13 protein-coding genes are annotated in these 13,480 nt (G+C 61.3%); 11 read left to right on the forward strand and 2 right to left on the reverse strand.

From position 1 onward, the window contains the following. The first annotated feature begins 63 nt into the window (after positions 1-63). The 8 genes from gcl to BMZ46_RS11610 all read left to right on the forward strand — a co-directional run bounded on the left by gcl (position 64) and on the right by BMZ46_RS11610 (position 9,589). A complete protein-coding gene (gene gcl, locus BMZ46_RS11570; protein ID WP_074687556.1) occupies positions 64-1,839 on the forward strand; it encodes a glyoxylate carboligase in 1,776 nt (591 codons plus the stop codon). Between the two features lie 153 nt (positions 1,840-1,992). Then, entirely contained in the window at positions 1,993-2,775 is a 783-nt protein-coding gene (gene hyi / locus BMZ46_RS11575; protein WP_011333102.1) for a hydroxypyruvate isomerase, read from the forward strand. Positions 2,776-2,818: 43 nt separating this feature from the next. Next, positions 2,819-3,712, forward strand: coding sequence for a 2-hydroxy-3-oxopropionate reductase (locus BMZ46_RS11580; protein ID WP_039769769.1), 894 nt, complete (start codon positions 2,819-2,821; stop codon positions 3,710-3,712). 177 nt (positions 3,713-3,889) lie between these two features. Next, on the forward strand, positions 3,890-5,164 hold the full coding sequence (locus BMZ46_RS11585; protein WP_064594446.1) for a glycerate kinase type-2 family protein: 1,275 nt from the start codon (positions 3,890-3,892) through the stop codon (positions 5,162-5,164). Beyond that, entirely contained in the window at positions 5,161-6,576 is a 1,416-nt protein-coding gene (gene pyk, locus BMZ46_RS11590; RefSeq protein WP_074687555.1) for a pyruvate kinase, read from the forward strand. The genes BMZ46_RS11585 and pyk overlap by 4 nt, the downstream gene beginning before the upstream one ends. A 148-nt stretch (positions 6,577-6,724) precedes the next feature. Continuing rightward, complete coding sequence (locus BMZ46_RS11600; protein WP_074687553.1) at positions 6,725-7,639, forward strand: urea transporter; 915 nt, start codon at positions 6,725-6,727, stop codon at positions 7,637-7,639. A gap of 21 nt (positions 7,640-7,660) precedes the next feature. After that, entirely contained in the window at positions 7,661-8,485 is an 825-nt protein-coding gene (locus tag BMZ46_RS11605) for an ion transporter (protein ID WP_039769763.1), read from the forward strand. A gap of 105 nt (positions 8,486-8,590) precedes the next feature. Beyond that, entirely contained in the window at positions 8,591-9,589 is a 999-nt protein-coding gene (locus BMZ46_RS11610) for a sulfate ABC transporter substrate-binding protein (protein ID WP_074687552.1), read from the forward strand. Positions 9,590-9,644: 55 nt separating this feature from the next. On the opposite strand, the gene BMZ46_RS11615 is transcribed toward BMZ46_RS11610, so the two are convergent. After that, entirely contained in the window at positions 9,645-10,265 is a 621-nt protein-coding gene (locus BMZ46_RS11615; RefSeq protein WP_074687551.1) for a DUF5666 domain-containing protein, read from the reverse strand. 241 nt (positions 10,266-10,506) lie between these two features. On the opposite strand from BMZ46_RS11615, the gene BMZ46_RS11620 reads away from it, so the two are divergent. Continuing rightward, entirely contained in the window at positions 10,507-11,694 is a 1,188-nt protein-coding gene (locus BMZ46_RS11620) for an MFS transporter (RefSeq protein ID WP_074687550.1), read from the forward strand. 46 nt (positions 11,695-11,740) lie between these two features. Here BMZ46_RS11620 and BMZ46_RS11625 read toward each other — a convergent pair whose 3' ends face one another. Next, positions 11,741-12,145, reverse strand: coding sequence for a type II toxin-antitoxin system HicB family antitoxin (locus BMZ46_RS11625; protein WP_011333093.1), 405 nt, complete (start codon positions 12,143-12,145; stop codon positions 11,741-11,743). A 278-nt stretch (positions 12,146-12,423) separates the two neighbouring features. Between BMZ46_RS11625 and BMZ46_RS11630 the strand changes: the two genes are divergently transcribed. Together BMZ46_RS11630 and BMZ46_RS11635 are read left to right on the forward strand one after the other, a co-directional pair. Continuing rightward, positions 12,424-12,891: a helix-turn-helix domain-containing protein gene (locus tag BMZ46_RS11630; protein ID WP_007959254.1), complete on the forward strand. Its 468-nt coding sequence runs from the start codon at positions 12,424-12,426 to the stop codon at positions 12,889-12,891. Continuing rightward, positions 12,888-13,463, forward strand: coding sequence for a PIN domain-containing protein (locus BMZ46_RS11635; protein WP_039769753.1), 576 nt, complete (start codon positions 12,888-12,890; stop codon positions 13,461-13,463). The genes BMZ46_RS11630 and BMZ46_RS11635 overlap by 4 nt, the downstream gene beginning before the upstream one ends. The last annotated feature ends 17 nt before the right edge of the window (positions 13,464-13,480 follow it).

Genomic DNA, 13,480 nt, shown 5'->3' on the forward strand with positions numbered 1-13,480 from the left:
CGTGAATACACTCTGCGCAAAGCCACTTGTATACAATTACAAAACGTAAAGAGGCACAAAACCATGAGCAAAATGAGAGCAATCGAAGCCGCCGTTCTGGTGATGCGCCGTGAAGGGGTTGATACCGCTTTTGGCATTCCAGGCGCTGCAATCAACCCGCTGTACTCCGCCCTGCAGAAAGTCGGTGGCATCGATCACGTCCTCGCTCGCCACGTTGAAGGCGCCTCGCACATGGCCGAGGGCTACACCCGCACCAAGGCCGGCAACATCGGCGTGTGCATCGGTACTTCCGGCCCGGCCGGTACTGACATGGTCACCGGTCTGTACAGCGCCTCCGCGGACTCGATCCCGATCCTCTGCATCACCGGGCAAGCCCCCCGCGCCCGTATGCACAAGGAAGACTTCCAGGCCGTCGACATCACCAGCATCGTCAAGCCGGTGACCAAGTGGGCGACCACCGTTCTGGAGCCGGGCCAGGTGCCTTACGCCTTCCAGAAAGCCTTCTACGAAATGCGCTCCGGCCGTCCAGGCCCGGTGCTGATCGACCTGCCGTTCGACGTGCAGATGGCTGAAATCGAATTCGACATCGACGCCTACCAGCCACTGCCGCTGGCCAAGCCGAGCGCGACCCGCGTGCAAGTCGAAAAAGCCCTGGCGATGCTCGATCAGGCCGAACGTCCATTGCTGGTCGCCGGCGGCGGCATCATCAACGCCGATGCCAGCGAGCTGCTGGTCGAGTTCGCCGAGCTGACCGGCATTCCAGTGATCCCGACCCTAATGGGCTGGGGCACCATTCCTGACGATCACCCGCTGATGGTCGGCATGGTCGGTCTGCAGACTTCGCACCGCTACGGCAACGCCACGATGCTGAAATCCGACGTGGTACTGGGCGTCGGCAACCGCTGGGCGAACCGTCACACCGGTTCGGTCGACGTTTACACCGAAGGCCGCAAGTTCATTCACGTCGACATCGAACCGACCCAGATCGGCCGCGTGTTCACCCCGGACCTGGGCATCGTGTCCGACGCCGCTGCCGCGCTGACCGTGTTCATCGAAGTCGCCCGTGAATGGCAAGCCGCCGGCAAACTGAAAAATCGCAGCGCCTGGCTGCAGGACTGCCAGCAGCGCAAGGCCAGCCTGCAACGCAAGACCCACTTCGACAACGTGCCGGTCAAGCCGCAGCGCGTCTACGAAGAAATGAACCAGGTGTTCGGCAAGGACACCTGCTACGTCAGCACCATTGGTCTGTCGCAGATTGCCGGCGCGCAGTTCCTGCACGTCTACAAGCCGCGTCACTGGATCAACTGCGGCCAGGCAGGCCCGTTGGGCTGGACCATTCCGGCAGCGCTGGGCGTGGTGAAGGCCGATCCGAACCGTAAAGTCGTGGCCCTGTCGGGGGACTATGACTTCCAGTTCATGATCGAAGAACTGGCGGTCGGCGCTCAGTTCAAACTGCCGTACATCCACGTCGTGGTGAACAACTCGTATCTGGGACTGATCCGTCAGGCCCAGCGCGGGTTCGATATGGACTACTGCGTGCAGCTGTCCTTCGATAATCTGAACGCGCCGGAACTCAACGGTTATGGTGTCGACCACGTCGCAGTCGCCGAAGGCCTCGGCTGCAAGGCACTGCGCGTGTTCGAACCGGCTGACATCGCCCCTGCCCTGCGCAAGGCCGAACAGCTGATCGAAGAGTTCAAGGTGCCGGTGATCGTCGAGATCATTCTGGAGCGTGTGACCAACATCTCCATGGGGACCGAGATCAACGCCGTCAACGAATTCGAAGACCTGGCGCTGGTCGGCAACGATGCGCCAACGGCGATTTCGTTGCTCGATTAACTGCTTTTGCTTGATCGTTCCCACGTCGAGGCGTCGAACCGTCTGCGTGGGAATGCAGCCGGGGACGCTCTGCGTCCCAAAGCGGACGCAGAGCGTCCATAGAGGCATTCCCACGCAGAGCGTGGGAACGAGAATCTAGAACGGGAGACCACCATGCCGCGTTTCGCAGCCAACCTGTCCATGCTGTTCACCGAACAGGATTTCCTTGCCCGTTTCGACGCCGCCGCCAAGGCCGGCTTCAGCGGTGTCGAGTATCTGTTCCCGTACGATTTCAGTTCTGCCGAAATCAAGGCCAGACTCGACGCCAACGGTCTGACCCAAGTGCTTTTCAACCTGCCGGCCGGTGACTGGGCCAAGGGCGAGCGCGGTATCGCGTGCCTGCCGGACCGGGTCGAAGAGTTCCGCGCCGGGGTTGATCTGGCCATCGCTTACGCCCAGGTGCTGGGCAACACCCAGGTCAACTGCCTGGCCGGCATCCGTCCACAGGGCGTGGACGATGCCACCGTTGAAAAGACCTTCGTCGCCAACCTCAAGTACGCCGCCGACAAGCTGCAAGCCGTCGGCATCAAACTGGTGATGGAAGCGATCAACACCCGCGACATCCCGGGCTTCTACCTGAACAACACGGCGCAGGCCCTGTCGATTCGCGAGCAGGTCGGCAGCGCCAATCTGTTCCTGCAATACGACATCTATCACATGCAAATCATGGAAGGCGATCTGGCCCGCACCCTGCAATCGCACCTGGCCGAGATCAACCATGTGCAGTTGGCCGACAACCCGGGCCGCAACGAGCCTGGCACTGGCGAGATCAACTACCGCTTCCTGTTCGAACACCTCGATCGCATCGGTTATCAGGGCTGGGTCGGCTGTGAGTACAAACCGCTGACCACCACGGAAGCAGGCCTCGGCTGGCTGAAGACCCACAACGCGATCTGACCCCCTATTTGCTTGAGCAAGACAAAAACAAGAGGATTTTCTCATGGCTAAAATCGGATTCATCGGCACCGGCATCATGGGCCACCCAATGGCGGCGAACCTGCAGAAAGCCGGTCACAGCCTGTTCCTGTCGGCGCACCACGACGCTGCCCCTGCCGACCTGGTCGCCGCTGGCGCCGTCGCTCTGGCCAACCCGCGTGACGTGGCTCAAGAAGCCGAATTCATCATCGTCATGGTGCCGGATACCCCGCAGGTCGACGACGTGCTGTTCCGCGCCGACGGCGTCGCTGCCGGCATCGGCAAAGGCAAAGTCGTGATCGACATGAGCTCGATCTCGCCGACCGCCACCAAGGCTTTCGCCGCGAAGATCAACGAGAAAGGCGCGCAGTACCTCGACGCTCCGGTGTCCGGTGGTGAAGTCGGCGCCAAGGCCGCGACCCTGAGCATCATGGTCGGTGGCGACGCCGATGCCTTCGAACGCGCACTGCCGCTGTTCCAGGCCATGGGCAAGAACATCACCCTGGTCGGTGGCAATGGCGACGGTCAGACCGCCAAGGTTGCGAACCAGATCATCGTTGCCCTGAACATTCAGGCCGTGGCCGAAGCCCTGCTGTTCGCTTCGAAAAACGGTGCCGATCCGGCCAAGGTGCGTGAAGCGCTGATGGGTGGCTTCGCCTCCTCGAAGATCCTCGAAGTGCACGGCGAGCGCATGATCAAGGGCACTTTCGATCCGGGCTTCCGCATCAGCCTGCACCAGAAGGACCTGAACCTGGCCCTGCAAGGCGCCAAGGAGCTGAACATCAACCTGCCGAACACCGCCAACGCCCAGCAAGTGTTCAGCACCTGCGCGGCCATCGGTGGCAGCAACTGGGACCACTCGGCGCTGATCAAGGGCCTGGAACACATGGCCAACTTCTCGATTCGCGACAAGAAGTAAGCCCTGCCCCGTCGCTCGTTCCCACGTCGAGGCGTCGAACCGTTTGCGTGGGAATGCAGCCCGGGACGCTCCGCGTCCCTGCCGAAGCGGACGCAGAGCGTCCATTGAGGCATTCCCACGCAGAGCGTGGGAACGATCACCCGCACTAACCAAGAACAATAAGAATGGGAGCCCGCCATGTCGGTCGATCCGCAACAACTGCTGCGCGAGCTGTTTGCCACAGCCATCGACGCGGCCCATCCGAATCAGGTCCTCGAAGCGCATCTGCCGGCCGATCGCACAGGTCGCGTGATCGTCATCGGCGCCGGCAAGGCTGCCGCGGCCATGGCGCAAGTGGTCGAGCGCTGCTGGGAAGGTGAAGTCTCGGGCCTTGTGGTGACCCGCTACGGTCACGGCGCCCCGTGCGAAAAAATCGAAGTGGTCGAAGCCGCGCACCCGGTGCCGGATGCTGCCGGGCTGGCGGTGGCCAAACGCGTGCTGGAACTGGTCAGCAACCTGACCGAAGACGACCGCGTGATTTTCCTGTTGTCCGGTGGCGGCTCTGCCCTGCTGGCGCTGCCGGCCGAAGGCATCACCCTGGCCGACAAACAATCGATCAACAAAGCCCTGCTCAAATCCGGCGCGACCATCGGCGAGATGAACTGCGTGCGCAAGCACCTCTCGGCGATCAAGGGCGGACGCCTGGGCAAGGCCTGCTGGCCGGCGACTGTTTACACCTACGCGATTTCCGATGTACCGGGCGACCTCGCCACGGTCATCGCCTCCGGCCCGACCGTGGCCGACCCGAGCACCAGCGCCGAAGCGTTGGCCATCATCAAGCGCTACGGCATCGAGATTCCGGCGTCCGTACGCAGCTGGCTGCAAAGCCCGGAATCGGAAACCGTCAAACCCGGTGATCCGAGCCTCGCCCGCAGTCACTTCCAGTTGATCGCCCGCCCTCAGCAATCGCTGGATGCGGCGGCGGTGAAATGCCGTCAGGCCGGTTTCAGCACGCTGATCCTCGGCGACCTGGAAGGCGAGTCCCGCGAAGTAGCGAAAGTCCACGCCGGCATCGCGCGCCAGATCATCCATCACGGCCAGCCACTGGCGGCGCCGTGCGTGATCCTCTCCGGCGGCGAAACCACGGTGACCGTGCGCGGCAATGGCCGTGGCGGGCGCAACGCCGAATTCCTCCTCAGCCTCACCGACAGCCTCAAGGGCCAGCCGGGCGTCTATGCGCTGGCCGGTGACACCGACGGCATCGACGGCTCGGAAGACAACGCCGGCGCGATCATGACCCCGGACAGCTACGCCCGCGCCGCTGCCCTGGGCCTGAGCGCCAGCGACGAGCTGGATAACAACAACGGCTACGGCTACTTCGCGGCGCTCGATGCGCTGATCGTCACCGAACCGACCCGCACCAACGTCAACGACTTCCGCGCCATCCTGATCCTCGAGAGCTCAAAATCATGACGCCTGATAAAAAGGTCAAAATCCTCGCCACCCTCGGGCCTGCCGTCGACGGCATCGAAGACATCCGCGAGCTGGTCGAGGCCGGGGTCAACATCTTCCGCCTCAACTTCAGCCACGGCGATCACGCCGACCACGCCAAGCGCTATCAGTGGATCCGCGAAGTCGAGCGCCAGCTCAACTATCCGCTCGGGATCCTGATGGACCTGCAAGGGCCGAAACTGCGGGTCGGCAAGTTCGCTGACGGCAAGGTGCAACTGCATCGCGGCCAGGCGTTCCGCCTCGATCTGGACACGACACCGGGCGACGAACGCCGGGTGAACCTGCCGCATCCGGAGATCATCGCCGCGCTGGAAGCCGGCATGGACCTGCTGCTCGATGACGGCAAACTGCGCCTGCGGGTCGTGACCAAATACACCGACGCGATCGACACCACCGTGCTCAATGGCGGCGAACTGTCGGATCGTAAAGGCGTGAACGTGCCGCAAGCGGTACTCGACCTGAGCCCGCTGACCACCAAGGATCGCCGCGACCTGAGCTTCGGTCTGGAGCTGGGGGTGGACTGGGTCGCGCTGTCGTTCGTGCAGCGTCCGCAAGACATCCTCGAGGCCCGCGCGCTGATCGGCGACAAGGCGTTCCTGATGGCGAAAATCGAGAAGCCGTCGGCCGTCGAGCAACTGCGCGAGATCGCCGAACTGAGCGACGCGATCATGGTGGCTCGCGGTGACCTGGGCGTGGAAGTGCCGGCCGAGAGCGTGCCGCAAATCCAGAAGAACATCATCACCACTTGCCGCCAGCTCGGCAAACCAGTGGTGGTGGCGACGCAGATGCTCGAGTCGATGCGCTTCTCCCCGGCGCCGACCCGCGCCGAAGTCACCGACGTGGCCAACGCCGTGGCCGAAGGCGCCGATGCGGTGATGCTGTCGGCAGAAACCGCGTCCGGCGAGTACCCGCTGGAGGCCGTGCAGATGATGAGCAAGATCATCCGCCAGGTGGAGAACGGTCCGGACTACCAGACCCAACTCGACGTCAGCCGGCCGAAAGCCGAAGCGACCGTGTCCGATGCGATCAGTTGCGCGATCCGCCGGATCAGCAACGTGCTGCCAGTGGCTGTGCTGGTCAACTACAGCGAGTCCGGCGCATCGAGTCTGCGTGCGGCACGGGAGCGGCCAAAGGCACCGATCCTCAACCTGACGCCGAACCTGCAGACCGCCCGCCGCTTGAGCGTGGCGTGGGGCATTCATTCGGTGGTCAATGATCGCCTGCGTCAGGTGGATGAGGTGTGCTCGACCGCGCTGGAAATCGCGCAGGCGCAAGGAATGGCCGAGCGTGGCGATACGTTGCTGATCACCGCGGGTGTGCCGTTCGGGCAGCCGGGGTCGACGAATTCGCTGCGGATCGAAACATTGATTTAACCACTGACCAAGATCGTTCCCACGCTCCACGTGGGAATGCGGCCCGGGACGCTCCGCGTCCCAAGAGCAGACGCAGAGCGTCCTTTGAGGCATTCCCACGCAGACGGTTCGACGTGGGAACGATCAGTACTGACTTTTTAGAACTGCCATGCCTGCCAATCATTTCAACACCCACTGCCCTGACTGGGCCGAGGCTTTGCTCAACGGCTTCAGTCAAATCTTCCTCCAGCGCCATCCGCTGTGTGGACTCCTGTGCCTTTTGGCCATTTTATTTACCGCGCCGGTGCTGTTCGCCGGCGCGCTGCTGGGCGCGGTCGCCGGATTGCTCACCGCGCAACGGCGCAACTACGCCAAGGCGGATCGTCAGGCCGGACTGTTCAGCTACAACGGCGTGCTGGTCGGCCTGTTGCTGAGCCTGTATTTCCCCTGGTCGCCGATGCTGCCGCCGCTGATTCTGGCGGCCGGTGGCCTGAGCGCGATGATCACGCAGCAGTGGCTCAAACGTGCACGCCTCACCGAATACCTGCCCGCCTACACTGCGCCGTTCGTATTGTTGAGCTGGGTGTTCCTGTGTTTCGCCGAGCCTTTATCCGCCGCACCGGCGCTTGAACTCAATACCGTGAACCTGCTCGGTGCCGCCCTGAAAGGCTTCGGTCAGGTGATGTTCCTCGACCATCCGTTGGCCGGTGGATTGATCGCTGCCGGTTTGTTGATTGCCGATCGCCGGGCCTTTGCCTGGGCGCTGCTGGCGTCGGCAATCGGTCTGGGTTCCAGCCTGTTGCACCATGACAGCCAAATCGCGTTGCTGGGTCTGGGCGGCTACAACGCCGTCCTCGCCGCCCTCGCCTTCAGCACCCAGCGCCAGCAACCGTGGCTGCCGCTGTTCGGCATCGGCCTGGCGCTGCTGCTGACGCCGCTGTTCAGTGCCCTGGGTCTGGCGACTCTCACGGCACCGTTCATTCTTGCCTGCTGGCTGCTGCGCACCGGCATTCGCCTGATGCAGCAACCGCAGATCAGCGGCGCGCCTTGCGCTCACGGGGAGAATCAACCTAGGCTGCGCTGATCTTTGATTCAGGCGTGATCCATGGACAGTAACCAGCACTGGCGTGAACAGCTTTACGTCATGATTTTCCAGAGCGACACCCCCGCCGGGCGACGTTTCGACGGCATCCTGCTGTTGATCATTCTCGCCAGCCTGGTGATCGTGATGCTCGACAGCATCGACAGCGTTCACCGCAATTACGCCGATGTGCTGGCGTATATCGAGTGGGGGTTCACCATCATCTTTGCCGGCGAGTACATCCTGCGTCTGTACTGCTCGCCCAAACCGCTGCGCTACGCCTTCAGTTTTTACGGATTGGTGGATCTGCTGGCGATCGTGCCGGGCATCCTCGCGCTGTACTACAGCGATGCGCAGTACCTGCTGATTATCCGGATCATCCGGATGCTGCGAATTTTCCGCGTCCTCAAACTCAGTCCGTACCTCAAGCAAGCCAACTACCTGATGTCGGCGCTGCGCGGCAGCAAGCAGAAGATCGTGGTGTTTCTGGTGAGCGTCTGCACACTCGTAACCGTGTTCGGTACGTTGATGTACGTAATCGAAGGCCCGGAACACGGTTTCACCAGCATTCCCAAGGGTATCTATTGGGCTATCGTGACCCTGACCACCGTCGGCTTTGGCGACATCGTGCCGAAGACTCCGTTGGGCCAAGTGATTTCGTCGCTGGTGATGATCACTGGTTACTCGATCATCGCGGTGCCCACCGGGATCTTCACCGCTGAACTGGCCAATGCGATGCGTGGTGAACAGTTGCAACACGACTGCCCGGTTTGCCAGAAAAAGAGCCATGAAAGCGGCGCCGCCTTCTGTTCGCGGTGCGGCAATCCGTTATTCAAGAAAATGGAATAAGCAAAGTTCTTTTTAATCTTTAAACGACTATGCGCGCCCCGCTATAGTCGCTGGCAAATGGCCTTATCTTTGTCAAAAACACCCCCACAGAACAAGGAATGCGCAGTGAAAAAACTCTTTGGCGCCTCACTTCTCGCCGCAGGTCTTGCCTTCGGCAGCGCGGCTCAGGCCGCACCGACCCTGCTCAACGTTTCCTACGACGTGATGCGCGATTTCTACAAGGACTACAACGCTGCGTTCCAGAAACACTGGCAGGCCGAACACAACGAAAACATCACCGTGCAGATGTCTTTCGGCGGTTCGAGCAAGCAAGCCCGTTCGGTGATCGACGGCCTGCCGGCTGACGTCATTACCATGAACATGGCCACCGACATCAACGCCCTGGCCGACAACGGTCAACTGGTGCCGAAGGACTGGGTCACCCGCCTGCCAAACAACAGTGCGCCATTCACCTCGGCCACCGTGTTCATCGTGCGCAAAGGCAACCCGAAAGCCCTGAAAGACTGGCCGGACCTGCTCAAGGACGGCGTGCAGGTGATCGTGCCGAACCCGAAAACTTCGGGCAACGGCCGCTACACCTACCTGTCCGCCTGGGGCTACGTCCTGAAAAACGGCGGTGACGAGAACAAGGCCAAAGACTTCGTCGGCAAGCTGTTCAAACAGGCGCCGGTGCTGGATACCGGTGGCCGCGCCGCGACCACCACGTTCATGACCAACCAGATCGGCGACGTGCTGGTGACATTCGAAAACGAAGCCGAAATGATCGCCCGCGAGTTCGGCCGCGACCAGTTCGAAGTCATCTACCCAAGCGTCTCCGCCGAAGCCGAGCCGCCGGTGTCGGTGGTCGACAAAGTGGTCGAGAAGAAAGGCTCCCGCGCCGCTGCCGAGGAATACCTGAAGTTCCTGTGGTCGCCGCAAGGTCAGGAAATCGCGGCCGCCAACTACCTGCGTCCACGTGACCCGGCGGTACTGGCCAAGTACACCGACCGCTTCCCGAAAGTCGATTTCCTGTCGGTCGAGAAGACCTTCGGCGACTGGCGCACCGTACAGAAGACCCACTTCAACGATGGCGGAGTCTTCGACCAGATCTACAACGGCCAATAAGGCTTGAGCTGACATGAAAAAGGCGACCTGCAGAGGTCGCCTTTTTTGTGGGCGTTTACATCGGCGGCTTGACGCCATCCTTGCCCGCCGAGATCGATTGCGCGGTCAGCGTGCCATCCGCGCTCTGGGTCACGAAGGTGACGATCTTCACCCCGACCTTGAGCAGGCTGCGATCACCCGGCGTCAGGTTGACGATCGGCACGTCCTCCGGCACCAGGATCTTCTGCTGGCCGCCCTTGTAGTTGACGGTCAGCACCCGGCCGTTGCTCACCACCAGATCGCCGACGCTGCCATTGGTCATGCTGCTGCCCTTGGCCAGGTCGAACGGCCGATGACCATCGCCGCTGCCGGCCAGCTCCGGCGGGAACACGTGAACCTCCAGCGCCTTGAGCGTGCCATCCTCCTGGGGAATGGCCGCCGAACCGATGTAGCTGCCGGGCTTGATGTCTTCGATATTGGCCAGGGTGACCGCGCGGACCTTGGTGTCCGGGGTCAACTGGATCACGACGTTTTCACCGCTGTTGACGTGAACCTTGAGCGAGTCGGCACTGACCCCGGTGATCTCGCCGCGCACACCCATGCGCATGCCGGGCGCTTCGGCGGCCTGCACAGCAGTGGCGCCGAGCAGACTGATCAGGACAATGGTTGTGGTGTGGCGAAGCAACTGACGAAACATCGCAATCCTCCGTTGATGAATGTTGAAACCCGGTCACAACATAAGCACGCTATCGAACAAGATGTAAGTGAATGTATCATCGACGCTCAACGGTCGGACGCAAGGTTCGCCGATGAACAATGGATTGTTCGGCGCCACCTGTTCCGCAACGGAATAACTGATATCGATCAGAAGCCTCTACTGCCGGCTCGGCCCGTCCCTTAGCCTCACCGCATTCCTTTTCGCTGGATCGAGAAACCCTATGACCGCCACAACTCACACAATGACCCGAGGCATGGTGCTGCTGTTCGCTTTCTGCTGCGGCGCCATCGTTGCCAACATCTACTACGCCCAGCCGATCATCGGCCTGATCGCGCCGGATATCGGTCTGAGCGACACCATGGCCAGTTTCATCGTGTCGCTGACCCAGATCGGCTATGCGCTGGGCCTGTTCTTCCTGGTGCCGCTGGCGGATCTGCTGGAAAACCGCCGCCTGATGATCATCACCACCGTGGTGGCGATTGCCAGCCTGCTCGGCGCGGCGTTTACCGATCAACCGAATGTGTTCCTGCTGATTTCGTTGCTGGTGGGGTTCAGCTCGGTGTCGGTGCAGGTGTTGATTCCATTGGCGGCGCATCTGGCGCCGGAAGAATCCCGTGGCCGGGTGGTCGGCGGGATCATGGGCGGTTTGCTGCTGGGGATTCTGCTGGCGCGTCCGGTGTCGAGCGTGGTCGCCGACCATCTCGGCTGGCGGGCGATGTTCATGATCGCCGCAGCCTTGATGGCGGCGATCAGCGTGGTGCTGGCGTTGACCGTGCCCAAGCGCCAGCCGGATCACAGCGCCTCCTACGGCCAGTTGCTGGGTTCGTTGTGGACGCTGCTGCGCAAACAACCGGTGCTGCGTCAGCGGGCGTTTTACCAGGCTTGCATGTTCGCCACGTTCAGCCTGTTCTGGACCGTCGTGCCGCTGGAACTGGCGCGCAACCATGGCCTGTCCCAGAGTGAAATCGCGATCTTCGCCCTGGTCGGCGCGATCGGTGCCATTGCCGCGCCGATCAGCGGACGCCTGGCCGATGCCGGCCACACCCGCATCGCCTCGTTGCTGGCCATGCTGTTCGCCAGCCTGAGCTTCCTGCCCGCCTTCATCCACCCGGCCTACAGCGTGATCGGCCTGGCCGTGACCGGTGTGGTGCTCGACTTCTGCGTACAGATGAACATGGTGCTCGGCCAGCGCGCGGTCTACTCCCTCGACGCCAAAAGCCGCGGCCGCCTCAACGCGCTGTACATGACCAGCATCTTCGTCGGCGGCGCCTTCGGCTCGTCGGTAGCCAGTGCGGTGTACGAGCATGGCGGCTGGTTGTGGATCGTGATTGTTGGCAGCGCGTTCCCGCTGCTGGCGCTGGTGCGGTTTTTGAGTGCTTCGCAGAAGCCTGTTCTGGCTACGGCCTAAAATCTGAAAAGCACTGCCGGATCGCTGATCCGACAGTGCTCGAGGCTTAATGCCGGACCAGCTTTTCCATGGCGGCATCCGCCAAAAAAGAGGAACGGCTTTTGACATTGTGCTCACGCACATAGCGGTCGATCCGCTGGATGACATAGCCGGGCAACGTCACATTGACCTTTTCGGTCTTGCCCATGTACGGCGAGATGTCCAGCTCGAGCATGCCCCAGCCCATGTCGGCAAACTCCGGGTTGTTGCGATGGGTGGCCGCCGAGGTCGGCATCGGAATCGAGTCGCCATCGGCCGCGATCTCCTGCAGCATGATGTGGGCAATCTCGACGGCCGCGTTGTAGGCATCCTCAAACGTATCCCCGGCAGTAATCGCGCCGGGAATATCGGGGATCTGAATCCCGATGGCGGTGTTCTCGTCACCCCACTCGATGCAGATTGGGTATTGCATTGTGAAATTGCCTCGCCCATTAAAGTAACTCTAGAGATACCTTTAGTAGCCTGCGGAAGGTTGTGACACAACGTTGGTGGTTTTGCAGGATGTTTTGACTACCTGTCGGCGGTGTTTCCGACGGGTAGGCTGGCCAGTGTCAAGGCGCGGGCGTTCGTTGAATATGTGCAGGGGTTGTTGGCGAAAAGCCATAAAACCCCTACTCGTTTCGTTTATTGCGATTTTCGCTTATTTCGAATAACGTTCCGGCATTCCTCATTTCCAAAGCCGGACTCGCCATGTCGACCGTTATTCATCCCTCCATCAGCCTCCCCGTAGAACGCGAAGTAAAAGCCGCCATTGAAGGGCAGCGTGCCCTGGCGGCATACCTCGCGACCCATTTCGAGACTCAGCACATCCAGATTTTCGACGAGCAGAACGAAGCTCATCGCGTCGAACTGCCCACCTCGGCCCTGCGCTTGCTGATCGACATTCTGGCGGAACTGGCAGCCGGCAACGCGGTGCAGGTCGTACCGGTGCATGCCGAATTGACGACCCAGGAAGCCGCGGACCTCCTCAACGTCTCACGTCCACACCTCATAAAACTGCTGGAAAGCGGCGAGTTGTCCTACCACAAAACAGGCAAGCACCGACGCGTGCGTTTTGCCGATCTGATGGACTATAAGACCCGGCGCACCACCGCCAGCGAGCAGGCAATGGCGCTTCTCGCAGAGCAAGCTCAGGCGTTAAGGACAGGATACGAGTGAGGCATTCCTCTTTTACCGCTTTATATGATGCATGCGTCTTGTACCCTGCCCCCTTGAGAGACTTCCTCATGTGGCTTGCCCTCTCGGGGCGATTTCGGGCGCGATGGACCCAGGAGATTCACTGCGAATGGAAACGCAATCTGTTGAAGAACCGTCCTGACCTGACGATGGAACAGCTGGATCGTACGTCCGGCCTGATGGATCAAGCGATACCCGACGCCTGTGTCCATGACTATGAAGACCTGATTGCCGGCCTCACCTTGCCCGACTGCGATGATCGCCATGTTCTGGCGGCGGCCATCCGCTGCGGCGCAAGTGTGATAGTGACCTTCAACCAGAAAGACTTTCCCTGCAAAACGCTGGAGCCTTTCGGCATCGAGGCGCAGCATCCGGACGAGTTCGTCGACAATCTCTTGGGGCTTGATCCGGCAGCAGTGGTTGCTGCGGCCCAAAAGCAGCGTCGGCAGCTGAAAATGCCTGCCATGGACGTCGAACCTTTTCTTGATCTACTGCAACGACAAGGCCTGGTTAAATCAGTCCAGGCACTCCGCGGCTATCACGCAATCCTTTGAAAGCTCATTACCCCCAC

Source organism: Pseudomonas sp. NFIX49, assembly GCF_900115915.1.
Classification (GTDB): domain Bacteria; phylum Pseudomonadota; class Gammaproteobacteria; order Pseudomonadales; family Pseudomonadaceae; genus Aquipseudomonas; species Aquipseudomonas pharyngis.

Excerpts from the sequence above, each read along its gene's own strand:
- gcl (WP_074687556.1), top strand. The coding sequence starts at position 64 with ATGAGCAAAATGAGAGCAATCGAAGCCGCCGTTCTGGTGATGCGCCGT.
- hyi (WP_011333102.1), top strand. The coding sequence starts at position 1,993 with ATGCCGCGTTTCGCAGCCAACCTGTCCATGCTGTTCACCGAACAGGAT.
- BMZ46_RS11580 (WP_039769769.1), top strand. The coding sequence starts at position 2,819 with ATGGCTAAAATCGGATTCATCGGCACCGGCATCATGGGCCACCCAATG.
- BMZ46_RS11585 (WP_064594446.1), top strand. The coding sequence starts at position 3,890 with ATGTCGGTCGATCCGCAACAACTGCTGCGCGAGCTGTTTGCCACAGCC.
- pyk (WP_074687555.1), top strand. The coding sequence starts at position 5,161 with ATGACGCCTGATAAAAAGGTCAAAATCCTCGCCACCCTCGGGCCTGCC.
- BMZ46_RS11600 (WP_074687553.1), top strand. The coding sequence starts at position 6,725 with ATGCCTGCCAATCATTTCAACACCCACTGCCCTGACTGGGCCGAGGCT.
- BMZ46_RS11605 (WP_039769763.1), top strand. The coding sequence starts at position 7,661 with ATGGACAGTAACCAGCACTGGCGTGAACAGCTTTACGTCATGATTTTC.
- BMZ46_RS11615 (WP_074687551.1), bottom strand. The coding sequence starts at position 10,265 with ATGTTTCGTCAGTTGCTTCGCCACACCACAACCATTGTCCTGATCAGT.
- BMZ46_RS11620 (WP_074687550.1), top strand. The coding sequence starts at position 10,507 with ATGACCGCCACAACTCACACAATGACCCGAGGCATGGTGCTGCTGTTC.
- BMZ46_RS11625 (WP_011333093.1), bottom strand. The coding sequence starts at position 12,145 with ATGCAATACCCAATCTGCATCGAGTGGGGTGACGAGAACACCGCCATC.
- BMZ46_RS11630 (WP_007959254.1), top strand. The coding sequence starts at position 12,424 with ATGTCGACCGTTATTCATCCCTCCATCAGCCTCCCCGTAGAACGCGAA.